We start from the raw sequence: 25525 nt of genomic DNA on the forward strand, positions 1-25525 counted from the left end.
GTTCGTTTGCAAACTTGTTAGCACTTTTTTATATTTCTTCTATATTAAAGAACATGTTTTTATGAAGGAACATATTCTTAGTCGAGGAATAGATAGATTTGACCCTGATTATGAAATCGCAAGAGCTTGGCAGCGTTTAGAAAAAGGTATTCATCATGAAAATGATATAAAATTACTTAAACATGAATACTTTGAATCTCGATTTGAAGGAATTTTTAAAACTGATTATGTAACAGCACATCGTAAGACAGTTGATTCAGGACGCCCGTGGGATTCACCTGAAGTCGAACCAATGATACCTTTTGATGAGCATTTAAAAATTCCGCTTGATAAAGTTTTTGATTAAGGAGTGTTGAGAAAAATGGGGAGATATCCACTAATAGCAATAATGAAAGAGAATGAGGATAAAGAAAATGTAATTTACAGTTTCGGTCCAGATACGGAATCTTGTATGTTAAATCCAGAGCTTTATAGTAGATGGAATTTTAAAGTTGTAAAGAATGCAACTAGCCGTAATGAAGCATTTATTTTACTAGATGATATGCCTGAGAAACACATTTCCTTATTATATAAATGCATTCACAAAATATATGTTCACGTAGAAGAAAATGGTGGTATAGAAAATATGAATAACATTGATTTTCCGGAATATTTTGAGTTTATCGTGTAATATTTATCATCATTAAACATTTGACATAATAATTCTAAGAAACCGACTCTTTAGTAGGAATCGGTTTCTTTTTCATGCTGTTGCTAGGTTAATAAACGTTTACATAGGATTCATTTACAGTAACATCGTATGTTTTACCTTTGCTGTTGTACACTTTTCATTGTGAAGAAACGTTAGTTACTTGGTAAATGAAAAGCCTACTCATAAGAGCCGGCTTTTAAAATTATCTAATATCAAAATGTTCTTCTTTCACAAACGTTTGTTGTCCAAGATCAATCCATCCATTTTCACGAGAATAAATTTCATACGAAGTTGTTCCATCCACTTGACCTTTGAAACTTCCATCTGGAGCGCCTGGTGCTGAATAGGTATTAATTCCATATCCAGGTGGATACTTAGAATAAGCTCTAAACCATTGCACATCAAAATGCTCTTGCTTTGCCCAACGACTAGGACCAAAACAAAGCATGTTTTCATTTCCACCATACCAAACACCTTCAAGGATTACGTGTGGTGTTTGGTCACTAAAGCGTTCCTCAGTAAAGTTACCATCTGGTGCATCATAAAGATTGATACCATATCCAACAGAATATTTAGAAACAGCAATTCCGATTCCTACATTTTTGCTTGGAGCAATTGTGTTTACATCATCACCAATATACCAATCTAATGTTTTATCCCCTAGTAATAAATTAATATCCACTCGACCAATACCCTTAATATATCCATTATCGGTGTATTGCCAAATGTCACATGAATAAGAAGGTTTTTCATGTGGTTGACCATCATTTGTTCCGTAACGTGGTAACCAAATAAAATCCGCTTTTACATTTTGTAAGTTATATTGATTATACATATGATGCGATACATATAAACCGACTTTCCAACCTGCAGCCTTACAAGTATCAATAAATGCTTGTGATGCTTTTGCTAAGTCTCCCAAATTCCCCTTACTTTCCATAGATGCTACAGTATCATCTTCCACATCTAAAACAAGAAACTTAGCATTCTTATTAACTCGATTCAAGAAGTCTTTTGCTTCCACAATTGCATCATTCACACTAACATAGCAGCCATACGCATATGCTGCATGTGGAGTACCTCTAGCTTCTAATTTTTTTACGTGTTGATTATATAATTCATCTACTTTATTTGAGCCATATTGCACACGGCAAATTGCTAATCCCAACTGTGGCGCTGCTACATCCCAATTAATTTTATCGTTAAATTTTGAAATATCTACAATGTATTTTTCTATCATTATTCAACATCTCCTTGTTCATTTTCTTCATGATCTGACCAAATTCCCAATGCAATACCAACGGATAATAGATAAGGCGCTAATTCATCTAAAAAACTCTTTGCTTCTGGTACCCCAAACTTTGTAAATAAAAATCCAAGCAATGAAAAAACCGCAACCCATGTTTTCCAGTTGCGGAATCGTTTCTTGATATTTTGTTTGCTCATTATTTCCCCCTACTTCCCTGCAAATTTAAAAAGCAATGTAATGGCACCAGCAATAAGTGAGCCAATTACTGTTGTTCCTATCCAAAAAACTAATCTATCTAAACGATCTACACGCAAGTGAGCACTTTTTGCTGATTGCTGCGCTTCTATTGCAAGTTCCCTCACGTTGCCAAGACCATCAATTTTTGTTTCTACTCTTGTTAATCCAATAATTACTTTAGTGAAATCATCATGATTTTCTTGTTCCGGCAATTTTCTCATCCCCTTTACTGCTTACCATCACTTAATTGGATATGATAGCGAAAATGATACATAGCGAGTTTGCGATTCTGGAAGATAAGTAGAAACTCTTCCGTCTGCATGAACAATCACATCGGCTGCAACTGGACGATTTGGATCGTTATCTAAATACGCTATAGCAGAAAAATAAGAATCTTGGCGTGGTGCAATATCTGGTGTTATTCTTGTGAATACTTGTTGGTTTTTAACCAATCTAATCGCACCTGTCATGTGAACCCAGTTTCCATGTCTACGTAGCATTGGAGGTGTATCAGTGTCAGCTACTGCATTTGTAATAATAAGCTCTTCCCAAGGTACATCGTCCTCATAAAAAAGCCCTTCACCATCCATCCAAATGCTACTTTCATAATTGCCTTTATTTAAGAAGATAGCACCTGCTTCCTTATCCTCACTAAAGAATCCTGGAATTAAACCGAAACGTCTTCGGACCTCTTTAATTACCTCTTCAACTACTGCTTGATTTACCTCATTAGAATTATTAGTCATTATTAAACATCTCCATCGAATTTTTTTGTTTGATTTTTTGATTCTCTTTAATCGACTCTTATTTATCTTTTTCTACATTGTTCTCACACCCTTTCGAGCAAAATAAAAAGAGAGACGATTGTCCCCCTTTATAACCACATTTAAACATATACTTTAAATACCACCTTTTATTATCAATCCTAAAACTGCCATAACTATTGCACTAATAACAATTCGTAAAATCCATGTTGTATTCATGCTAATTTTTTCTAACTGCTTATTAATTGTAAAAATGTCTTTTTCGTTAATAGTTGTACGAGTTTCTAAATTGCGAATATCTCTCATGATTTCTTTTTGTTCCGTTTTTAGGCTGTCAATTTTTTTATATACGTCTTCCATACGCTCACACCCTTCGTCCACCTTAATAAATCAATCTTTATATATTATGAGACAACCCTATTCACTGTGAATGTAATTCAGATGTTTGCGTATCAAAGCCGTATTTTATCCAAAATAAAAAAGCCTACTTCTGTACGCTTACTTATTAAACCGCATTATTTTCATCTAAACCTTTTGATAACTGGGTAACAGTAGTTCTTGCTTCCCAAACATAAATCTGATCTTTGTCTTTATTGTTATAAACAACTTTGAATTTTTGCCCTGCTGTAAAGTACCACTGAAAACTACCTATCATCCTAACCCATTTACCTACATAGCCCGCAATTTCACCTGCAATTTCATGTTCTTCAATTGTTTTTCCACTTGCATCTAATATGTGGATTTCTAGAATATGTTCAGCATCCGCTGTTTGGGCTAATGCAGACAGGTAAGCATGTACATCATAGATACCACTTTCTTTAATGTGAAATAGACCACCAGAACGGTCTACACTTCTATTAAAACCCCAACGAGGAAGATCATTAAACTCTACAATCCACTTTCCGCTATTGTAGCGTTTTTCTTTATGAAACCAAACAGCCACATTAGAAGGAGCTTGAAGTTTATTGTGGATTAAGAGATCAGCTTCAACTTTAACTTTTTTATATTTCGAGTCTTTACTAATAACTAAAGCATCCGTTTCTTCTTCTAAAATTGATTTACCATTCAAAAGCAATCTCTTCTCGTCAAACGCCCATAATGAGAACAATTTTTTCACATCTTCAAACGATGGATGTTCAACCCAACCTAACCAGCCTTTTGCATCATCAATATAATTAGTCCAGAGTTTATTTTGGTAATCTTTCGCAAAAATAAATCCATAGGTAGGGGAATTTATAAATGAGAAACCACGCCAAGATTTAGCATTAGGTGTATTCCCTTGCGCGCTGCCATGGCAATAAATTGTGTTTATCCCTAGTCCTCTAGATACAATTTCATCGAGTATATTTTTTGTAGCATCACTGACCGAGATTAACGCACCGCCTACATCTGTTGTGATTTTGGGTACTTGAACATTATTTGCATTAATTAATTTTGTTAACTCTACGATTTGTTTATTTGTATCATCAATTTCTTTTCTATATCCTGCTACTTGTTCCAAGGCTTTTTCAAAATCAGAAATGTAACTTTCCATTTTAATATTTCCTTCTTTGACATCTCTTCTTAAAACAATTCGGATATCGGGTGTACTTGTACGCTCTGAATTACCTTTTTCTATAACAAAGTAAGCCATCCACTCATTAGGAGTTGAAACCGCCTTAGCAGGTAATATATATTCGATGATTCCACTACTTACATCAATAATTTTGGCATCATCCCGAATAAACTGCCCTTTATTATTTGTTGCTTCATACTTTGCTACATATCCAGTTAAATCAACTACCCTACCATTATCTTTTAGATATACAGTTAGTCTTAAACCATTTTTATCATTTTGGCGTAAACGAATTGTTTTCGTAAATACTGGATCAGATAAATCAATTGTAATTACCTCATTTCTCATCTCGTTACGCTCCTTTCTATTGCGCTTCTTTTAAGACGTTTGGGCGGTCTTCTCGTACGTTTCGGTCTTCCTCTATACTTTATATTTCCTTTAGGTTGCGTTAGCTCTAATTCTTTGATTCTAGCATCTGTTTTTGTTGCATATTCTTGGAATCCTTTTGCTAGTTGTGAAAGCATACCGTATAAACCTACACCTGTTTCTTCCTCTTCATTCGGAATAACTAAACCATAATGTGCTGGAATCGCATCAGTAGTAATTGGTGGTTCTCCTTCTTTTCGATTCATACGCATATCATAAAGTTTTGCCATGTCTGTTTTAAGGTTGTATTGTTTAATATCCCAATTCATTACCTTGTCTAATGCACTAAATTGTATATCTCGAATATTAGTCTTGTATTTTTTCTTTGATGATACTTTAAAATCAGCAGCTAAAATCCCACCATAAAATGAACCAGTGCCAGACATAACTTGAAGGTATCCATTTGCAGAATTAGAATTTCGTAACAAAGAATACTGAAGCACTAAGTCTGTATCCCCACCAGAAGAAGTTTTTACCGAAAAGATTCTTTTTCCATTTTGATGAAAAGAAAAGGCTTTTCCTGATGTAAAATACATATTCTCTTCAGTCGCTTCAAGCATGAGATTCTTTTTACCTTTCACTCCGAAATCTGTTGCAGCAGTTAAATTCATGTATGAGTATAATGAATCTATATTCAAAGAATCTTCCGCTTTTATAAGCATCTTTCCGTTTTGGTCAAAGAAAATACTTGCCGGAAAGTACAAATCTGTTTTACTTCCACTTTGATATCCCCTTGTGATACCAATGCCGCCAGCTTTGGGATATGAGTCAGATTGTTGATATACTGCTACTGCCCCTTGTGAAGCGGTTATATCATCGTTTCCCCCTAAAAAGATAGTGGGCTGCATTTCTTTTCTTGAGTTTATATAATATCCTAAAAACATACGGGTAATGTCTGACTCAAACAAACGTATAAATTGTTTTGATATACTTACGTAGTTTTTTGTATCAGACGTTCTTAAAGTAGCACCGTTTATTTCTCCACCTTTAATTAAATTACCATTCATTGTTCCAGCAGTAATAAAGTCAGCTACAATACGTCCATCCATAGTTATAGCAGTTCCGTACGGTCCATTAATCCCTGTGGAAGAATATCCAAAACCATTAAGGTTCCATTGCCAAACTCTTAAAGCAGTCATTTCATCTTTTGTATCCATAATCAAAATTCTGTCTGGATAAATTCGAACATGCCCACCAAAACCACTATTAATAAGATTGGTTGCGTGTTCTTTTGCTGCATCTAAAATATCATATGGCATGTTTTCTAAGTTATTTTGCATCTGATCCAGCTTATTTGCCATGCTTGTAAAAGATTCTTTGAAATTACCAATCGTTAAGTCTATATATTCTTTTTTAATTGGATCATATTTATAAGCAATTACTTTTGCTTGAATATGAAGGTTGTCTTCTTCGTGATTAACAGTAACAATATCCCCCATATAAACACGCTGTAAAATGGCAAAATTCTTATATTCTTCAGTTCGTGATAACTCTTGAAATTCTACCTTATACGTTGCTTTTGGTTGATCTACTTTTTGAACTTCATACATTTCTTTTGCAGCTTTACGCAATAATTTATACGCTTCTTCCAACGGGACTGCATCTTCATCTTTTGCATGATCTCCAATTTTAGCTTTTATGTCTTTAAATTCCACCACTCTAATTTTAGGATGAGGATATTTATTAATAAGGGGACTATCAACATATTTTTCTGGTAAAAGTAGATTATCAAACCCTTGCGGCATGATTCGAGTAACTGGGCTTTTCCAATCAACATTTCCTTCATAGCCTAATAAATCTTTTTTGTGTTGAATGACAACTCCTCTATCCATACCACGATTTTTTAACATTTTCACATCAAAATTATCTCGTTTTAATTCGCCACCCCAACGATTGATAAAAGAGTTATCTTGACTATTATCTAAAACCGCTTCTACTGGATTTTTCCTTACAATACGTGTGCTTGCAATAGTTGGGATATCAGAATAAAAGGTAAACAGATGCTTATATTGACACCCTGCTGATAAACGATTCATTGCTCCATTTCCATTTGTTGTTTGAATAAATATATCTTCAATTAAATTTTCAGTTAGATCATAGAAAATGTGATAGCATTGTACAGTTAATTCCCCCATACTTGGTTTAGGAGTCACAACACGAAATAACTGATCTCCATCTGGGGTTGGTGCTTTAATAATGCTCATTCCATCAATTTTTGTTCCATAAGGAGCAAACAATGGATAACTAAATTTAAATATAAATAAACCGTTGAGTTCTTCCTCAACAGTTGCATCATAAATATTGTTGTCTAAAACCCCTATTCCATTATGTGTAAAATCTGTTTCATTTGCTTCATATAGTGTAATCATATGTATCGCCACCGTGGTTCAATTAAAATTTTAATTACATTTCCAGACCATGCAATTGTATTTTCTCCAACTTGGAAAATAGGGAAACTCCCTACTGTTTTTATTGGCTTTGTTCCCTCATAAGCAATGAGAAGCTCAGAATCAACTATAACAGAATTGGTTACTCCCTTTATTTGAAAGGAAACATCATTTATCATGATTCGCACATCACCATTCCCGAAAATCTCGAATTTAGGAGCAGATTCATATGTTCCAATATTCATAAACGTTTCTGATTTCGTTATTACAAATGGAACGGATTCAACATATTCAAAAGGATCAAGTGTAAATTCCACTTCAAACTCTCCAAATTCTTCAATTTCATTTGCAATGTCACCAATTTCTACATGTTTGATTTTTCGATATACCTCATCATCTGTAAAATAGAGGGTTTTTCCATTCATAAGCCAAACTTTTATGTCACGTACTAAAGGTTTTATATTTTCTTCTTCTAGCAAATTAAATTTAATTTTATAAGGGACATCCTCAAATGCCCCTTTTTTTGTGAGTGATCCGTGTCTTCCCGGTACTTCTATGTGCTCTACTTTTTGTTTTGCTGTAGGAATTGATGGACGATCTACCATACATAAACCGTAGTCACTCGCTAATTCTTTATTGATACCAATGTCTAGCAAATCAATTCCTCCCTATGCCAATATTTAAGTTACGTCCTTTTTGCGCAAACCAATCATCCGCTTTTTCAAACATACGATCAATGTCACGTTCATTTCGAACAGTATTATAAAAATTAACTTCAATTGGTTGTTGATTACTGCCTTCCCCTGTTGCTGTTCCTGCCATATTAGGAAGACCATTTAAAAGTGCATCTCCTAATGCATTAGGTACGTCAAATGCAACAATTTGTGCCAATTGTGCAGCTGCATTTTGTATCGTTTCTGCGACATTTTTTGTAAGTAAATTCAATTGTCCACCAATACCAGCTGCTTTTTCTGAAGAACTTAAAGGTGTAACCGATACTTTATTTCCTTTTTTACTGAATAATTCGGGCCCAGCTTCACCAGCAATGAATTGTCCATCTCCAAGAACATGACCACCTTTTGCAAGCATTGGTACATGTGGAATAGTTGGTGCATCTACACCGGGAATTTTATTTAATAGGTTGGCAGGTGTATTAAATCCATCAATGAATTTATTAATCATACTAATAATGCCATTAATGACTGTTCTGATACCGCTTTTGATACCATCCCAAACACCTAATACAGCAGATTTCATTCCATTAAAAGCACCCTCTACCGCACTGGTAACCCAACGGACAGGTGTCATAATTGCTTCTTTTAATCCATTCCAAACACCAGAAGCTGTTGATTTAATACCTTCCCATATACTTGAAAGAGTAGATTTTATGCCGTTCCAAATACTGCTACTTGTACTACTAATTGCATTCCAAACAGTAGATATTGCTGATTTAATGTTATTAAAAATTGGAGTTACCACAGAAACAATAGAATTCCAAATGCTTGATAAAACATTTTTTATTGTGTTCCATATCGTGCTTGTAGTAGAACTAATTGTATTCCATACAGAAACAATAAAATCTTTAATACGATTAAAAATAGGCGTGACAAAAGATACTAGTCCATTCCAACAAGTAGATAAGAAGTTTTTAATCGCTTCCCAAACCGCACTTGTAGTAGAACTAATTGAATTCCATACACCTGTAATAAAAGTTTTAATCCTTTCAAATATTGGCGTAGCAAAGTAAGAAATAGCAGTCCAAATCGCTTGTAAATATTGACTAATAAAATTCCATATGGTTTGAATTACAGTAGAAATACCATTCCAAATCAATGAAAAGAAATCTGCAATCCCTTGTAAGACAGGTGTTAAAAAGGCTACAATTCCATTCCAAATTTCCATAAAGAAAGTTGAAATAGCAGTCCAAGTTGTTGTAAAAAATGTAGCAATCCCCTGTAAAACTGTAGTAATAAACAGTACAATACCATTCCAAATCATTGTGAAGAATTCTGAAATAGCAGTCCAAACTGTTGTTGTAGTTGTACTAATCATATTCCAAGTATTAGTTAATATTAGAAGTAAACCATCCCAAATACCTACTAAAAACTCCTTAATAGCATTCCAAGTATTTATAGTCCATTCTTTAATAGAATCCCAATTTTGAACGATTGCAACAACTAATCCCACAACAGCCGCTATAATGATTGGGATGATTGCGATCCAGCCAAGCATTGCCCCTGCTGTAATTCCAAATGCACCAGCTAATGCACCAGCGAGTGGTGCAAGTGAGGATAGAATGATTAGCAAGGGACCAATGGCGGCAACAATTCCACCAACTATTATGATGATCTTTTGAGCAGTTGGAGATAAATTATTAAATCCATCTGATACGGTTTTTACTGCACTTGAAATAGAAGGCATGATATCTTTTGCTAAAGATAATAAAACTTTTCCTAAAGGTTCAAGAGCAGCTGCTAATTCTCGCAACATACTTTTAAATTGTTGCCCAAACGCTTCCTCTTGGAGTTTTTTCATGTTATCCATAGCGCCTTTGGTTTTACCTAATCCACCATTTAATTCATTTAGACCTAAAACTGCATCAGCGCCCATATCTTCGAATTTTGTACCCATAAGAGCAACGCCAATTTGATTCGCTTTTACTTTGTCATCCATGTTTTTTAAATCACCAGTAACAGCTTTAAACACGTCGGCTGCGGTTGCTTTTCCTGCGTTAAAGCTTGCCCAAACATCTTGTGTTTCCTGGGATAACTCACCAAATCCTTCAGCGACGCCCTTAGAACCATCTTGCACACGAATTCCAAATTCTTTTATAAGATCATTAATATAATCAAGATTGTAAGAACCATCACGAGTACCATTTGCTAGAATATTAAACATCTCATCAGCCGTAAAACCTGCTTGTTTAAATAACGGTGCATATTCTGAAAGGTTATCAAACAATTCATCTGAATAGTTCAGTCCTTCTTGAGCACCTGCAGCAAGTAAATCAAATGTTTCTTCTGTAGATAATCCGAATTGACTCATTAATTGACCTGCACCACGAGTTGCTTCATTCAGATCAACATCATATGTTTGAGCAAGTGTTAATACATTTTCAGTTGCACCTTGTAATTCTTCATTTGGAACATCACGCATATTTTGAAATACTTTTATTAATGCTGTATCGACTTCTGCCATATTTTCACCAAATCCATTTTTCCAAGTACTTTCTGCTATCTTTTCAAGATTTTGAGCACCTTCGGATGTTAAACCTAAACTTGCTTGGATTTTTCTTTGTGAAGCATCCATGTCAGAAGCTACTTTCATTGCTCCTGCACCCAAACCTAAAATAGCTGGTGTTGCAGTTGTAGACATAGTTTCCCCAGCACTTCGCATTTTTTCACCAGCAGCATTAATTTTCTCTGATGCTTGGCTTGCAGTGTTTGCTTGTTCAGATAGTGCTGTATTTGTTTGTTGAACTTCATTTTGCAATTGTTGTTCTGCGGCTCTTAATTGTAATAATTTTGTTTCAAGCTTATTTACTTCAGCAGAATTTTCACCATACTGTGATTTAGCAGCTTCTAGTTTCTGTACACAATTTTGTGTTTGTTGAGCAGCATTTTGCTGTGCTTGTTCCAAGTAATGAATCTTTGCCGTTAATTTTTCAGATTCAGTTGCATTATTACCAAGTGCTGCACGTTGCAAATCATATTCAGCACGTAATTTTGCTGATTTATTTGCAAGACTAGTTTCTTCTGCACTTAATTTATTTAATTCTTGTGCAGCAACACTATTTTGTTGTCCTAATCTTTGAAGTGCTGATTCAGTTTCTTTAACTTGATTTGAAAACTTTTGTTCAGCTATTTGAGCATTCGCTAATTGACGTGCAAGTTTTTCAACTTCTACAGAGTTTTCACCATATATAGCTTTTGCTTTACTTAATTGATGTTCAGTTGCTGCAACCTTTTGTGCTGCCAATTGTTGTTGCTGCTGTAGGTATCCTAACTTTGCAGTTAGTTTTTCTGTTTCTGTACTGCTTAATTTAAGTTGTTCTTGTTGCAAGGTGAATTCTTGACGTAACTCTGTACTTTCATTCTTCATTTCACCCATTGCTTTATTAAATTCTTGATTGAAAACTTTAAATGTTATTTTTGATTCTGGACCATTTGCCATATTTTCACCTGCCTTTCTTTAACGTGGATTGGCTTTCCAACCATCAAAAGCAAGTTTTCCTTTGGCTATTCGCTCCACCGATGCAACAGGAAAGTGCCAAAATGCATCTGGATCAATCCCATAAATTAAAACGTAGAGAACATATTTGTCCTCTACGCATTCAATATTTATTTTCGGTGGGCTTATTTCTTTTTTCCGTTTCTGGTGCTATTGGCTAATCCTTTTGCAAATCCGTTTTGTTGTCCTGTTGTTACACCAGAAATTAATTGTGCATATAATTTTACTGTTGCATCAAAGGAATAATGAAATCGCTCTAAAAATGCATCAAAATCATAAGGGAAATTTTTATTTGCACCTAAGCACCCTAAATAAATGATCTTTTGTAATTCAACTTCGTCAATTCCTTGTAAAGCAGTACTATCTATACTATCAAGTTGATTTGGATCAACGTTCACTAAACCTTTTAATTTAAATAACCCCTGCAAAAGGGATTCTTCTAGTAATCCTAAATCTTTCCCCTTCTTCACTGCATAATTTGTAATGTAACAAGGGACAGTTTGTTGATTTTTAGTTATTCTTTGGAATTGTCCGTTGTCTAACTGTACAGTTTCTACTTCTTGTAATTTTACAATTTCTACTTTCACCAATTTGTTGTCCCCCTATTACTGTTGTGGTGTTTGAGTTGTTGCTTTTACAAGTTCTGGTGTGAATTTTGTATGCCATTGATCTTTTACCGTTTGGTCTTCTAGTTCATCCACTAATGCTTCATAATAGAATTCATTATTACTATCTTTCATTACAGTAAACTCAAGTTCTGTTTCCGCAACTTCATCTGCACCATTTTCCACTTTAAATTTGAATCCTGTTGAAGAAGCACAATTAGAAAAGGCAACAAGTTTTTGTAAATCCTCAAACTCATCAACTACATCTGCAGTTAGGACAAATGGTTTCCCTTTAGATTTAGCACCATATGACCATACACCTGGTTTTAATCCATCTGTTTTTATTCCGAAAATCTTTCTAAGAACTGCTACACTTAAATGCCCCGAAAGAGTCATAATCATTTTGGATGGTCTAGAAATCTTTTTAACTTCTAACCCCTCACACTTTTTAACAATTTCAAGCATTTCCGTTTCACCTTCGATGGTCCCAACACAACCAAACTTTGTTCCTACTTGTTGTTCTCCACCTTCAATAAATTGAATCCCTACATTGGTAAATGTCATTGGATCAAATTCTTCAATAATTGTTTTTGCCATATTATGAACCTCCTAATGTTTGTTGAATAACTTTATCTAACTCTGTATTTAAACGTTCCGATATTTTTGGTGTAGCTGTTTGTAATCCTCGCTCCAATATTTTTTGCGGAGTGTTTTTTGCTGATCTACCAATACCTAAATCGGGATATTTTAAATAATTAAACCTTGGTGTTGGACGAATCGTAAAACCAAGGTTCATTTTGCTATTTGTTAATGCTTTTTCATTTCTTGCATGTCGCTTATTTCTAACTCTCCCTTTCCATGTAGAGATAGGGATTTGAGGTTGAATAGATTCTACTGCTAAATTTACACCGTCATTATGTAACACTTTATTTAGTGCTTGTTCTGACTTGTTCGGAATCTGTTTAAGTTTGTTTTCTAATTTCTCAATATCTCCAAACTCTAAACTCCATGAACTAGCAGCCATATTTGACAATCCTTGTTACATAAATCTCAATTTCATCAATATATTCATCCAATTCCCCTTTTTGAATGGATGTTTTATTAGAATGCTGAAATGAATTTCCTGCAGCTTCAAGTGCAGCAACAATATCTAGCATTCTTTCGTCTAGATCATCACGATTTTCAGAATAATAACGAATTAAAACATTTTGTTTTAATGTGAACTTGCTATCTGTTTTTTCAAAACCGCCTGTTTCAAAGATGAAATAATGATAGTCTTTTTCTTCATCTTCACTCACTTGATCTTGATAAACTCCTATCTCAAACTGTTCTTTCAACTTTGAGATTAGCAAACTATTCATTTTTTGCAGTCGTTTCTTCGATTGTTCGTTGCTCATCATATCCACCTACTTCCTGCAAATAAAAATATAAATATCTCTTGTCTGAATCGACTTTGATTACATCGTATTGCAAAGCATCTATAACTGCTTTTAACTGGTTTTTATTAACGGAACGAAAAGAAGGTGGAAACAGCGTTTTGACTTTCTTATCTAGCTTTGCATTTAATAGTCCACAAGATTGATAATCACTATCCCGTGCAGATAATTCCCTAAAAGCAAGTTTACCTTCTTCAGAAAAAATCCCCTTAATCCGTTTTCCATTTTCACTACGTTTTGTTTCTGTCCGTCCGTATTTTAGAAAACCATCATTAAATGTTTCGTTATATGGCTTCATCTTTTGCCCTCTCTTTTAAGGCGGCATCTATAATTAACCGTTGTAATTCCCCTCGAAAATTCTTTTCAAAATCTTCTAGAGCATTGTTGTATTCATATCTGCAACGCTCAATCAATAATTGCTTTACTTGATTTTCTTCATCAAATGAAAAAGACGTACCACAAAGATTTTGTAAATACGCCTTTCCACGTTCAATTGTTTTATTTATTTGTTCATCTTCATCATTCCAAGTGATACGCAAACGGCTTTTTACATCTTCAAGTAATGTTTCATCTAATGTTTTCCCCATTTTAATCACCATTTGTAACTGATTCCTCTATAATTTTACGAATATCCTCTTTTAAGGTTGCAGAAGAAATATCTATATTATGTTGATTTGCGTAAGCAATTAATTCTGGTTTTAACATGCTACTAAAATCAATTCCCTCCACTCTTAATGTGGAGGATTTATTAGGGTGTAGGTGTTTGACTACCACCAGCTTTTAAGCTGCTAATATCAAATACTAAGAACGATTCATTATCTTTTGGACGACCATTTGCATATTGCTTAGATAAATAAACTGTTTCATCTTCTAAGAATTTATATTCTGTTGATACTTCAATTTTTTGAGTCGAACCAACACCCATAAAGTAATCACTTGCAATCCCTGCAACCATCTTTCCTTTTGGAACAGCTAAAGACTGAATAACTGTAGCTGGAATTGGAAGCACACCAGATACATATGCACCATTTTGTGTTAAGAATGTAGTTGCTGGGAAGATTTTTTCCCAATAATCAAGAGGATTCACAACCATAAGTGCATTATTTACGGCACGTCGTCCACCTTTTGTTAGTGGTGCCATAACTTCTTTTCCTAATGATTCTGGTGATAAACTAGTAAGCACAATTGCTTTTTTATCACTATAAACTCCTGCTGTTACCGCTGCATTAAGATCTTTCATCATCCCAATTGGTTGGTCTTTCCCTGTTCCATTTACAATTGCTTCTTCTAACGCAATTGCCATTGATTCCGTTAAAATTTCACGAACATAACGATCTAACCAAACTGGGCCCAAATCTAACATTGCGTTACAAACTGGAACATATGCACTTAATTTATATAAGTTTGTTGGGATAGCTTCAAAACCATCATCTAATAATTCTTTAATTTCTTCACAAAGTTTTCCCCACCAAGCAGATTGTACATTTCCTTTTTTCACAATCCATTCTGTTACACCAGTCGTATTTACAAATTCAATATAGTTTAACAATGCGTGATTCGTACGTAAATACTCAAATACACGTTCAAAAACTGTTGCAGGTACTAACTTTTCAACTCCTGCAAAACCTTTATTTGCGATTACTTCGTTATAATAGGATTGCTCATCTTTTGTTAAAACTTGTAGTCCACGGCTTGCCATCACTTGTTGATCTGTTAAATCTTCATTAACTGCTCTACGTGCTTCATTGATAATATTTTCTTGGATAGAATTTGCAAACTCTACCATAGCTGCAGCTGCAGCTTCTTCATTTCCACTATTCATTGCATTTAATAATTTTTCTTTCATTTCGTTTTGTTTCTGTGCTTCACGATCTAAATTTTTAATTGCCATTTTTCATTTCCTCCTATTTTATGCAAAATAAAAAACACTACCTTTTGGAAGTGTTCAATGCCGTTAGTAATGTAAATAAAGCATTTTTAGTATTGTTCGTATTTTCTTGGTTTTCTTCTTTTATACTAGCTGATACTGATGATATATATTTGTTTAATATTTTTTCTTTTGTTGTTTCATCATCTTCATCTTCTTCATTATCTTCTTCTGGTATTTCAATCTCATCTACAATTTCATCACAGAAGCCAAATGTTTTACATTCTTCAGCAGTCAACCAAGTTTCTTCTGCTAACAATTCCTCTAATTCGTTTCTTTCTCCTACAAATCGTGAAGTATAGCTTTCTGTTACTGCAGTATCAATTTTATCAAGGCGATCAGCTACTTTTCGTAAATCTTCAGCATTACCAGCTGCATATGTCCACGCTCTATGAATCATCATCATTGTATTCTTCGGCATAATAATTTTATCGGCTGCCATTGCAATAACAGATGCTCCACTTGCTGCCAAACCATCAATGTGAATAACGATTTGGGCAGAATGATTTTTTAATAAATTAGAGATAGCAATTGATTCAAATACATCTCCACCACCACTATTGACGTGAACGTTAATTGTTTTGGCTGTAATATTCTTTAACTGTTCTCGCACTTTACTACTTGAGATACCGTCATACCAAGAATACGCTGAAATAGTTCCATACATATATAAGTCTGCTTCTTCAGTATTAGCGCTATTAAGTACCTCAAATCGATTTTTGATTTTCAGAATTTCCGTTACTGTCATTCTCATCACCTCCCCCTAATGCTGCTGCATTTTCAACTGATTCATAGTTTTTCGTAACATACCGCTTATTTGCCCATTCCTCATTAATTGGTTCACGTCCTAACATCCGTAAAATATCATTAATTGAATTTGCACCAATTCTAAAGAACACATCACAAGCACTTGCTAGCTGTGTAATATCTACATATTTAATACGGCTTGTATCTATCTTTAAATATGTTCGTTCTAAGTACTCTTCCTTCTTATAAAACTTACGATTAATTTCATCTGCAATAAATTCTACAAGCGGATTAATACAGAACATAAGGAAATTATCTGTTTGCTTGGAGACATCGACAACATCACCTTTTAACATTCCTTTTGGTACATGAAAAGCCATTGAAACAAAATCAATAATGTCATCAACAAGTGCTTTAATATCTCGACTATCTAATTTATTTCCTTTGGAAGTGTTACTAAAATCCTCTAATGTATATCCATCTTGTAACTGGAACACAGCACCTGCATTATCTGCTTCAAAAAACGCTTTAAACTGTTCATTGAACATAGCATCCATTTGTTGTTGCATTTCTGGTGTTTGCGCTCTTAAAAATTCACCTTTCACCACAACACGCATTGCATTAGAACGCTTATAAATACTTGTAGCAGAAGTAATTAATTTTCCCCAGCTGCTATATAAACCATCAATTACATTCATGATATTTTCATCATTTAATTGAAAATAAAAAACCTCACTCTCTTTAAATACCTTTTCGGTAAAAGTGAAGTTTTTAACAGTAACGCCTTTATATATATTTTCTTTTAATGCAAATTCTTCTTTGCTAAAACTATCTGCAATATATAGTTGATCGTTATGCATAATTACTAAACACTCATTATCATAAATTAAATGTGAGACTAAACTATGCATAAATTGTGAAGCATTTTGGTTTTGGTTGGGCTGCACATTAAATAAATAGTGATTTCCCTTTCGAACTTCTTTTCCTTTTTCAAATGTTTGAAATTCACAACGAACAAGCGTATTCGCAATTAAATCTACACAAGTATTAACAGCCAGTTTTTTAAAGAAGTAATCAATGGAAACTTCATAAAAACAGCTTTTTAAATCTGCCCTGCTCCTTTTTCCAAACCAACCACCAATCCAATCAATTAACCCCATTCCCTCACCTGCCTTTCTAGTAAGTTCTTACCTTAAATGCACCAACAGAAAGTGGTTTTACTTCTGTTAATTCACTATCTTGTGTTAAAGCATGAGTAAAAGCAAAGAAACCATCTGTTTTCCGTTTCTCTTTATCAATCTTGCAATACTCTTTGTTACCATTCCCTTTTTCATCTACATAAACATTCCCTACATACCAACGCATTAATGGATCATCACTAAATATAATTAATTGTTTAATAAACATTTCATCAATTAAAGGTGCTAATTTTGCATGTGTAATTGGTCCTCTTCTTACAACTTCTAAGGGAACCCCTGTTTCCTTGAATTTTTCCTCTAATATAGAAGCACGGAAACTATCACAAGCGACTTTCTTGATATTAAATATCTTAGCTTGTTCTAAATACCAATTTACAACACGATCTGCATCAATGGATTTATCATAAACAATCGTACATAATCCTTTTTCTTTTGCGATTTCAATAATATCGGGGTTGATATCCTGTAATTTTAAAGCCATATGATGAATGAACGTGTGCTGCTTCCAATACCTTTTCCCATCATGTTTAAATAGCAAACCTACAGAACAAAAATCTCGTACATCTGCAAAATCAATACCGCCTACTGCATCAATACCTTTTAGATTCTCTGGAAAAGGTTGATCCGTTGCTAATCTATCCTCATAGGTTGCAACTTCTTTTCTAGAATCCTCTACTGGTGAATTCATTCGTTTTGTCATAAATTCGATACGTAATGAACTATTTTTCTGCATATCGTAGTATTCTTGACGCATCTTTTGTTGCAAAGACGTATTGTATCGGTATGATGGATTTGCTTTTTCCCACATTTCTTCATTATCTACTTCTGTTGGATCATCTAGCTTGCAAATGAACGGAAATAAAGTGGAATCTGGCAACTCTTTATTTAATACCGCTCTGGCTTCTTCTTTTAAATCATCAAGAACGCCACCACGAACATAACCATCTGTAGAGATATAGAAAATACGTGGATCTTTCTTTTTACCAAGACCCGAAGTAAATACCTTTATATTCTTGTAATTGTCATATTCATGTATCTCATCGAAAATAACAATACCAGAACGCTTACCATCTTTTGTTCTAGCATTTGATGTATTGTAGTTCATTTTTGATTTTGTACGCTTATGTTGAATCAATGTTTGAGATTTATAAAAATTCTTCTTCATTTTTTTCTTATGTTTTGGATCATCTAAAACATTGTAAACATCTTCGAATGAGGTTTTTGCTTGATCTTCTGATGTTGCAACAATATCAATATCGTAGTTTGGTATTCCATGGTGTGATGTCAGCATAAAAAAACTATCATAACCCATCCAACCATTCTTACCAGCACCACGCCCTAATAAATTAAAAAAGCGATCAAACATCAATCGACCATCATCATAACGAACGCCAAATATAAATGCATTGCAAAACTTCTGCCAAGGGAATAATTGAAAAGGAAAATAAGGTGCTGGAACACTCACTGATTTTTCAATTGCTTCTGCATCTATTACAACGTTTGGTTGATCTAATTTCCATCGTAGAAATTCCATAAGCTGTTTTTGTTCTTTACAAGCTTGAATTTCTCCATTTTCAACCATTCTCATGTAATCATCAATGTAGGGGTGATAATTATACGTCTTCGTCATCATCATCATCCTTATCTACTTCTGTTGCTTTCAATCCTAGTTCTGCTAAAAGTTTAAGCATTTGAGCATTCGTTTTATTTAGTTCACTAATACTTTCATTTTTCTTTTTGCCCCTTTGCTTTCCATTCGACCAATCAACAACAACACCCCTTTCTTCTATATCAAGAATGAGATTGTTTTTAATGTCCCAAAGTGCCATATAGTCAGATACTAAATCAGTATAATGTGCGCCAAATGTTCCGTTTTCTTCTAATTGGTTCATTAAATCCTGTTTGATAGTCTCTTTTAGCTTGTTTATTTTCGGCTTTGGTTTTGTGTGCACCCTTGTTTTTTTAGGTGCAACCTTTTGAACTTTGTGTGCACCCTCTCTTTGCCACCCATATCTCTTTTTCCATGACTTTACGGTATTAATAGAAACAGCATATTTTTCTGCAATGTCCTTATACTTCATACCGCTTAAATAGTCACTGTGAGCGGCTTCTTGAGGTGTCGCATTATTATCCATCCATATTCACCACCTCTTTCCATACATCGAATTTGAGGCGGTTTTAAACGAATTTAAAAAGGATGCACCCTGTATTTTGTGTGCACCCCTCCCCCTCACGTGAGAAAATCAAAAAATATTTTTTTCGACGTCCCCTCCCCGTTGAATGGTTCCCCAGAAAAAAGCTAAAATTTTTGACCGGGGGGTTTTAGGAAACTAATTCAAAGTATGTTTCGATAAAATCTAAAATAAAAAAGACTTCTTCACTAGAAATCTTTAGAATATCTATAGTAAATTTTAATTTCTCTTCATCTTGCAATCTTTCTCTTACATCAATAAGTTTAAGTCGTTTGCACTTCCTTGAATTAACACAGTCTCTTATCTGACAGTATCGCCAGTAAGAATACTTTCTAAACTGATTCAACATGTCACGTTCATATGAAGTTCGTTCTTCCTTATCAGTATCAGCATATTGAATCATTAAGTTAGTATCGAATGTCCAACTACCATCCACAATAATCATAGCTACCACCGTTCCTCATTCAAGAACTTAGGTTTCTTCTTCTCAATCTTATCTAACCGATCATGTACTTCATTATGACATCGAATGCATAAACATTGTAAGTTATCCAAGTCTAATGCTAAATGTGGATGCGTCTTTACTTCTTTAAGATGATGTACATTCTCAGCAGGTTTGTATTTACCTTTTGACTTACACATCTGACATTCATAGTTATCTCGCTTTAAAGCTTTAAGCCTTAGCTCTCTCCACTCTTTAGACTTATAGAACTTCATAAGTTTTCCTTCTCTTATGAGTTTAATATAGTCAATCATTAGCACACCGTCCTTGCTCGTACACAGATAGGCTTACGATTCATAACCTGTGATCTTATTACTTTATGTTTAACGTATCCATATACTGGACGTTCCAACTTATACTCCATATACTTTGCTGAAAGTTCTTTAATTTGTTCCCAGTAGCTAGAAAACAACTGAGAGATTACTTTATATAATTCATACATTAACTTGTTAAAGGCTTCTCTAAGTGATTCAATATTAATGTTCATTCCTTCACCCCTTAACCTTCTTTATCCTCACCAATGCGATAACCAAAATATACTACTAATAAAGTAACAAGTGTACCTATGAAGTATCCCATAAGACCTCCTAACCAAAACACCCCATCACTTCCTCACAATAAAATAAGACGCTAAACCGATAACGGCAGCGCCTAGGATAATTGATATTGGTTTAATTATTATGCTTAATGTTCTTTCATTCTTGAAGGCATGCTAACTTTTCTAAAAGATCATAATAACTACCATAAGAATCTATAACTCCTTTACATGGTCCCACTGTCAAGGCGCCTTTAGGGTCTTGCTCTTTCCACTTCCTGCTAGCTTCTTCCATAATATATCCAAGTTGATGTGTATTGTTAGCAATAAATCGTTGTATTTCGTCCATCATTTATCTTCCTTTCTGTTAAAACTATCCGCTTTATATAATAAAAAGAGCACCCGTTTCCGCGAGCGCTCCTTTTAAGGGATTACGAGAATCCCATTAACGAAAGTCAAGGCTACTAAAGTTAATGAGGTACAAGTAGTATATGCTTGTCTCATTCAAATGTTCACTAGTTTAATGTGTAATTTCTATATAACAAAGAAAAAAGCACCCGAATGGATGCTATATCACTACTTATTAATTTGTAATTTTAATACGGTAAATGAAGTTTTATTCTTTTCTCAAGAAGCCAATGTTGTTTGCACAACTGCATCTACACAGTATCAAGTTCCTGAGAGAAGAGCAAAAAGCCCTCCTATATTAACGATATCATTCAATCAGTACCATTAAAGCTGGTTACGGATTTTAAATTATGCCGTCAATATGAAGCCGTTTAGAATTTTATAAAAGAATCCTTGTGAGCAATGTTTTCCGCCATTACTCACAATACAAATATAACACGGTAATTCCAAAACAACCGGCACATTTACTGCCAAAAAGCGGTCACGACTCTGCCACTTATTTTAATTTGTCAATAATCCTTATTTCCCTAGACAAGCTCATTGCAACAGCCATAAAGAATAAATTGAATTTTCATTTAGGTATTATGCTTGATCTGATTGTAGAACATGTAATGGAGGCGGAATAATCCAACCTTTTTTCTTATTCAGACGAAGCAATATAGCTCCAGCTTGTGCTTTTTTCATATGAAATTGACCAAACATCATTCCTACATCTTCTCGAAGTGATTGTCCCATAGCTTGGCTACATGCTACCAAACCTGCTGCAAGACCTGCAGAAACCGTTGCCGCAATTTCTGCGTCATTTATACGAGCACCAGGTGGAATAGTTTCAATAGATGCAACTGGTCTTTCTGGAGGTGCTGGCGGTAATGCAACACCATTTAATTTTAATAAATTTTTTAATTCTTCAACTTCTGATTGGATATCATTCTCTACAAGGTTTTCTAAAAATTTCTTTAAGTCCTCATCTCCTGTATGGTTAATGAGAACTTGATAGCCAGCAATTGCACCTTGTGCTGCTGCAAGATAACTCCAAATCCCGAAGACTTCTCCGTAGTGCATTGGTTCATTTTGTGGATTTCCACTTAAAACACCCATAAAAATACTCCTCCTTAAAGAAATTAAACTCTTAACAAAAATGCTTACTATAGAAAAAATTTTCCCAACCATGTTCCGGGTTAAAGAAAATAAGTTCTTATAACTCATAAGGCACACCTTACCCATATATAGTAATTACACCTTATAGAATGTACTGCTACAAAAAATTTATTCATATAAATAACACATATATTTCAATTAACATAATCCATTATTATCAGTACTTTTAATAATAGAAATTAAAGATATTTATCATAATTTTAACTCAAATGGATTTATATATTCTTAAACGAATATTGTCTAAAGGAACTGGAGACATTACTAAATATGAAAGGAGGGAAAACCATGAAGAAAAAACTGTCATCTATTTTAGGTGCCCTATTACTAACTATTATGGTTTTTGGTACAAGCATCCATGCTGAATACGATGGATATAATACGGATAGAGTTAACAACAATAATAATATTACAACTCGAGTTAATGACAATAACATGAATAGAGTTAATTATGATACTAGAACTCGAGTTAATGACAATAACATGAATAGAGTTAATTATGATACTAGAACTCGAAATGTGAATACAACAAATGATTTGAATACTAATCGTAAAAATAATAATTGGGCATGGCTTGGTTTATTAGGACTATTAGGTTTATTCGGTCTTAGAAAAAAAGAAAAAGAACCAGAAAGACGTTAATGTAGAATAGAACATTACATTTAACTTTAAAAGATACTTATTTATTAAAAACATGCAAAATAAATAAAAAATCGCCTTTAATAAGGCGATTTTTTATTTTTTCAAAGTCAATAATAATTACTTGAAAACGGATACCATTAATTAGAAACAATGAATTTCTTAGCTTGATGGTAATGGAGCGGTACGTTCATTTGACGAACTACGCTTCTTTTTTATGCCGTTACTTCACTTACCCATATCTTATATTTTGTGTAACTGCCCCTTACGCCACATCCCTTGGTACTTATGGCTTTATGAAACTTCCCCTTTCGAATTACACAACACATAAAAAATGAGTAATTATAAAAATCAAAAAAATAAAAAAGATGTTGCTATATTTTAAATCGTGTCATAGCTTTATCCATTGCATCCTGATTTACGCCAATATATCTTAATGTAACTTTCTCTGATGAATGATTGAATATCTCCATAAGTAAAGCGATATTCTTTGTTTGCATGTACATATGGTACCCGAATGTTTTACGTAATGTATGAGTGCCTATTTCCTTCAATCCAAACTCTTCTGCTGTGCTTCTGAGTATCTTATAAGCCATGCTGCGCCCAATTGGTCTATTAGTACCTTCACGACTCTTAATTAAGTACTCACTGTCATCTCTTTCTTCAATATACCAACGTAACTCTCTTTTTAAAGCTAGAGTTAATTGAATACGTTTCTGTTTGCCTGTCTTTTTTTCTCTCATTGAAATATGGCTACCTTTCAAATCACATATCTTCAATTTTAGAATGTCACTAATACGTAATCCTGTGTTAATTCCCATTACAAACAAAATATAATTCCGTTCATTGTTTTCCCTCAAATATTCTTTAATCTGCTGTATTTGCTCTGGATCACGAATTGGCTGAACAAAATTCATAGATTATCCCCCTCATTCTGATTTTCCATCTCGTATACTTCTAACCTAAGTGCGAAAGCTAGTTTGTAAAAAGCATTAGATTTATTTCTTCTATATGTACGTTCACTCATACCAATATCGTTATAAACCATGTAATCAAAAACATCTTCATCTTCCAAATAACGTTTTACAATAATATCTCTTTGATGCTTACTAAAGCGACTTAACGCCTTATCAATTTGAAATGATAAACGCTGTAATTTCATTTCTCTTTCATTCATTGCAACATTTGCTAGGGCAACATCTTCAGCTGGTTTTCCTACTATATTTGTTGGACCATGATATCTCACTTCACAAGATGCTGTTACCTTCATCTCATTTCTAATCATCCCGAATTGTCTATAAATACGTACATTTTCAAGAATCTTTTCTAAACGAACCTGCGTTGCTTTACGATCAATTTTAGGTAAGAAAGTTAATTGCGTCATATATAAAAAACACCCCTTATCTATTTGTTAATAAAAACAAAAAAAGCGGACACCAAACTATAGAGCAATACAACTCGCTCTTTATAGTCTGATATCCGCTGGTTCTTCCAGTAGGACTATATTTACTTTATAAAATATTTATTCAATATCTGGTTTTCCACTTTTAACATTCAACACTGTTCTAGAAATCAAAAAATTATGTTTTGTTTTAATATGATCTCTATCAAAACTTATTTGTATATCAGGATTATCAAAATCTTTAATATCAATTGGATTTTTAGCATATGGGTTTAAGTATAAACTTGTCCCATCCAATAAGGATTCACGATATTTAGTATGCGGTTCAATATTCATTGCCCCCTTAGTATCATAATCATTATACCTGTATGTTTGAAACGCAATATCTTTACCTTTATTTATTGATAAGGCACGGGCTTTACCTACTGTAGCTATAGGATTAAATAATATACCACTAATATAACTATACTTATCGTCATTAAATATCCCTACTGGGATTTTCACTTTTTTAGTTGGATCTGTATTCTTTTTTATAATATGATTTGAATACTCAAAATATGGCCGATCATTTCTATATTCAGCTTTAATCAAACCATATAGAACTCTTTCAATAGCTGCTGTACCTTGTAGATAGAAAAATGGTTGTTCAAAACTTCCTACTGCTAAAATAAATGTTTTTCCTTGCACATGTTCCATACTCGAATAACTATCTTCATATTTTTCACATTTGGATTTAATACTATTTGCTATTCTTTCTGTTGCCAGATGTACAATCTCGCTGTGTATTTTATTATAATCATCACCAGATTTATATAAACGATTCAATTCTTCAATTCTTTCATATTCAGGTGTACCATTTTCAGGAGTGTTTGTCGCAACCGCTTCAACTAATAAATTCGTTTTTGTTCTTCTAGACTTTAAATAAAAATCTGGTGCATAATGGGAATAATCAATTTTAAAGCCTAAGTTTTTAAAACACGCATGTAAATACAATTCCCAAAATGAAGAATTAAAAGTTGTTTGAAACTCTTTTACAAATTTGTTATCACGATCCTCAAAACCAATAACCCAATTATTTAAAACCGCTCTTAACTCTGCATCTCCTTGTAAATATTTAAAGTTCGAATGTAATCTCTTCTCTTTAACTTCTACACTAAATAAATCCATATATACTTCTCCTTTTTATTAGACTAAAATATTAACCTAACACAAGCTTAATGATACCATAATTTAGGAGGT

At 33.7% G+C, this 25525-nt stretch carries 30 protein-coding genes; 3 read left to right on the top strand and 27 right to left on the bottom strand.

Annotated features, from left to right (window positions below):
- Positions 1-61: 61 nt before the first annotated feature.
- Positions 62-346 (top strand): hypothetical protein, encoded by a 285-nt coding sequence (locus NSQ40_RS19070; protein WP_098114674.1) that lies wholly within the window; start codon positions 62-64, stop codon positions 344-346.
- A 42-nt stretch (positions 347-388) separates the two neighbouring features.
- The gene (locus NSQ40_RS19075; protein WP_257131943.1) at positions 389-670 is read left to right on the top strand and encodes a hypothetical protein; all 282 of its coding nucleotides are present in this window, start codon (positions 389-391) and stop codon (positions 668-670) included.
- A 223-nt stretch (positions 671-893) separates the two neighbouring features.
- Here NSQ40_RS19075 and NSQ40_RS19080 read toward each other — a convergent pair whose 3' ends face one another.
- The 24 genes from NSQ40_RS19080 to NSQ40_RS19195 all read right to left on the bottom strand — a co-directional run bounded on the left by NSQ40_RS19080 (position 894) and on the right by NSQ40_RS19195 (position 22188).
- Positions 894-1931 (bottom strand): GH25 family lysozyme, encoded by a 1038-nt coding sequence (locus NSQ40_RS19080; RefSeq protein WP_098114678.1) that lies wholly within the window; start codon positions 1929-1931, stop codon positions 894-896.
- On the bottom strand, positions 1931-2137 hold the full coding sequence (locus tag NSQ40_RS19085; RefSeq protein WP_097847864.1) for a hypothetical protein: 207 nt from the start codon (positions 2135-2137) through the stop codon (positions 1931-1933). The genes NSQ40_RS19080 and NSQ40_RS19085 overlap by 1 nt, the downstream gene beginning before the upstream one ends.
- 9 nt (positions 2138-2146) lie before the next feature.
- Positions 2147-2398 (bottom strand): hemolysin XhlA family protein, encoded by a 252-nt coding sequence (locus NSQ40_RS19090; protein WP_098114680.1) that lies wholly within the window; start codon positions 2396-2398, stop codon positions 2147-2149.
- Between the two features lie 18 nt (positions 2399-2416).
- Positions 2417-2923, bottom strand: a complete 507-nt coding sequence (locus tag NSQ40_RS19095) for a hypothetical protein (protein ID WP_098158921.1) — start codon at positions 2921-2923, stop codon at positions 2417-2419.
- Between the two features lie 153 nt (positions 2924-3076).
- Positions 3077-3301 (bottom strand): hemolysin XhlA family protein, encoded by a 225-nt coding sequence (locus NSQ40_RS19100; protein ID WP_141521854.1) that lies wholly within the window; start codon positions 3299-3301, stop codon positions 3077-3079.
- A 145-nt stretch (positions 3302-3446) separates the two neighbouring features.
- Entirely contained in the window at positions 3447-4844 is a 1398-nt protein-coding gene (locus NSQ40_RS19105; protein WP_098114337.1) for a BppU family phage baseplate upper protein, read from the bottom strand.
- On the bottom strand, positions 4841-7291 hold the full coding sequence (locus tag NSQ40_RS19110) for a phage tail spike protein (RefSeq protein ID WP_098114338.1): 2451 nt from the start codon (positions 7289-7291) through the stop codon (positions 4841-4843). The genes NSQ40_RS19105 and NSQ40_RS19110 overlap by 4 nt, the downstream gene beginning before the upstream one ends.
- Positions 7288-7965 (bottom strand): phage tail domain-containing protein, encoded by a 678-nt coding sequence (locus NSQ40_RS19115; RefSeq protein ID WP_098114339.1) that lies wholly within the window; start codon positions 7963-7965, stop codon positions 7288-7290. The genes NSQ40_RS19110 and NSQ40_RS19115 overlap by 4 nt, the downstream gene beginning before the upstream one ends.
- A gap of 1 nt (position 7966) precedes the next feature.
- Entirely contained in the window at positions 7967-11482 is a 3516-nt protein-coding gene (locus NSQ40_RS19120) for a phage tail tape measure protein (protein WP_258248242.1), read from the bottom strand.
- Positions 11483-11664: 182 nt separating this feature from the next.
- Positions 11665-12126 (bottom strand): hypothetical protein, encoded by a 462-nt coding sequence (locus NSQ40_RS19125; RefSeq protein ID WP_003199608.1) that lies wholly within the window; start codon positions 12124-12126, stop codon positions 11665-11667.
- Positions 12127-12144: 18 nt separating this feature from the next.
- A complete protein-coding gene (locus NSQ40_RS19130) occupies positions 12145-12741 on the bottom strand; it encodes a phage tail protein (protein WP_098114341.1) in 597 nt (198 codons plus the stop codon).
- 1 nt (position 12742) lies between these two features.
- Positions 12743-13168 (bottom strand): hypothetical protein, encoded by a 426-nt coding sequence (locus NSQ40_RS19135; protein WP_097786551.1) that lies wholly within the window; start codon positions 13166-13168, stop codon positions 12743-12745.
- Positions 13158-13544, bottom strand: coding sequence for a hypothetical protein (locus tag NSQ40_RS19140; RefSeq protein ID WP_098114342.1), 387 nt, complete (start codon positions 13542-13544; stop codon positions 13158-13160). Before NSQ40_RS19140 ends, NSQ40_RS19135 begins: the two co-directional genes overlap by 11 nt.
- On the bottom strand, positions 13498-13878 hold the full coding sequence (locus tag NSQ40_RS19145; RefSeq protein WP_098114343.1) for a head-tail adaptor protein: 381 nt from the start codon (positions 13876-13878) through the stop codon (positions 13498-13500). The genes NSQ40_RS19140 and NSQ40_RS19145 overlap by 47 nt, the downstream gene beginning before the upstream one ends.
- A complete protein-coding gene (locus NSQ40_RS19150; protein WP_026008416.1) occupies positions 13865-14167 on the bottom strand; it encodes a head-tail connector protein in 303 nt (100 codons plus the stop codon). Before NSQ40_RS19150 ends, NSQ40_RS19145 begins: the two co-directional genes overlap by 14 nt.
- Positions 14168-14328: 161 nt before the next feature.
- The gene (locus NSQ40_RS19155; RefSeq protein WP_098114344.1) at positions 14329-15471 is read right to left on the bottom strand and encodes a phage major capsid protein; all 1143 of its coding nucleotides are present in this window, start codon (positions 15469-15471) and stop codon (positions 14329-14331) included.
- A 37-nt stretch (positions 15472-15508) separates the two neighbouring features.
- Complete coding sequence (locus NSQ40_RS19160; RefSeq protein ID WP_341286141.1) at positions 15509-16255, bottom strand: head maturation protease, ClpP-related; 747 nt, start codon at positions 16253-16255, stop codon at positions 15509-15511.
- Positions 16215-17414, bottom strand: coding sequence for a phage portal protein (locus NSQ40_RS19165; protein ID WP_098114346.1), 1200 nt, complete (start codon positions 17412-17414; stop codon positions 16215-16217). Before NSQ40_RS19165 ends, NSQ40_RS19160 begins: the two co-directional genes overlap by 41 nt.
- A gap of 16 nt (positions 17415-17430) precedes the next feature.
- Entirely contained in the window at positions 17431-19083 is a 1653-nt protein-coding gene (locus NSQ40_RS19170; protein WP_098114347.1) for a terminase TerL endonuclease subunit, read from the bottom strand.
- The gene (locus NSQ40_RS19175) at positions 19067-19588 is read right to left on the bottom strand and encodes a P27 family phage terminase small subunit (RefSeq protein ID WP_097794284.1); all 522 of its coding nucleotides are present in this window, start codon (positions 19586-19588) and stop codon (positions 19067-19069) included. Before NSQ40_RS19175 ends, NSQ40_RS19170 begins: the two co-directional genes overlap by 17 nt.
- A 187-nt stretch (positions 19589-19775) precedes the next feature.
- Entirely contained in the window at positions 19776-20090 is a 315-nt protein-coding gene (locus NSQ40_RS19180) for a hypothetical protein (protein ID WP_097794285.1), read from the bottom strand.
- 2 nt (positions 20091-20092) lie between these two features.
- On the bottom strand, positions 20093-20362 hold the full coding sequence (locus tag NSQ40_RS19185) for an HNH endonuclease (RefSeq protein ID WP_180229605.1): 270 nt from the start codon (positions 20360-20362) through the stop codon (positions 20093-20095).
- Positions 20363-20842: 480 nt separating this feature from the next.
- Entirely contained in the window at positions 20843-21031 is a 189-nt protein-coding gene (locus tag NSQ40_RS19190) for a hypothetical protein (RefSeq protein ID WP_231398641.1), read from the bottom strand.
- 641 nt (positions 21032-21672) lie between these two features.
- A complete protein-coding gene (locus tag NSQ40_RS19195; protein WP_003199577.1) occupies positions 21673-22188 on the bottom strand; it encodes a DUF3231 family protein in 516 nt (171 codons plus the stop codon).
- A gap of 345 nt (positions 22189-22533) precedes the next feature.
- On the opposite strand from NSQ40_RS19195, the gene NSQ40_RS19200 reads away from it, so the two are divergent.
- A complete protein-coding gene (locus tag NSQ40_RS19200) occupies positions 22534-22887 on the top strand; it encodes a WGxxGxxG family protein (protein ID WP_098114349.1) in 354 nt (117 codons plus the stop codon).
- 371 nt (positions 22888-23258) lie between these two features.
- On the opposite strand, the gene NSQ40_RS19205 is transcribed toward NSQ40_RS19200, so the two are convergent.
- The 3 genes from NSQ40_RS19205 to NSQ40_RS19215 all read right to left on the bottom strand — a co-directional run bounded on the left by NSQ40_RS19205 (position 23259) and on the right by NSQ40_RS19215 (position 25453).
- Positions 23259-23801, bottom strand: a complete 543-nt coding sequence (locus NSQ40_RS19205; RefSeq protein WP_098114350.1) for a site-specific integrase — start codon at positions 23799-23801, stop codon at positions 23259-23261.
- On the bottom strand, positions 23798-24268 hold the full coding sequence (locus NSQ40_RS19210; RefSeq protein WP_098114351.1) for an ArpU family phage packaging/lysis transcriptional regulator: 471 nt from the start codon (positions 24266-24268) through the stop codon (positions 23798-23800). Before NSQ40_RS19210 ends, NSQ40_RS19205 begins: the two co-directional genes overlap by 4 nt.
- Before the next feature lie 138 nt (positions 24269-24406).
- Positions 24407-25453, bottom strand: a complete 1047-nt coding sequence (locus tag NSQ40_RS19215) for a hypothetical protein (RefSeq protein WP_098114352.1) — start codon at positions 25451-25453, stop codon at positions 24407-24409.
- Between the last annotated feature and the right edge of the window lie 72 nt (positions 25454-25525).

Origin of the sequence: Bacillus sp. FSL K6-6038 (assembly GCF_038050455.1) — a bacterium.
In the GTDB taxonomy this organism is placed as follows: domain Bacteria; phylum Bacillota; class Bacilli; order Bacillales; family Bacillaceae_G; genus Bacillus_A; species Bacillus_A pseudomycoides.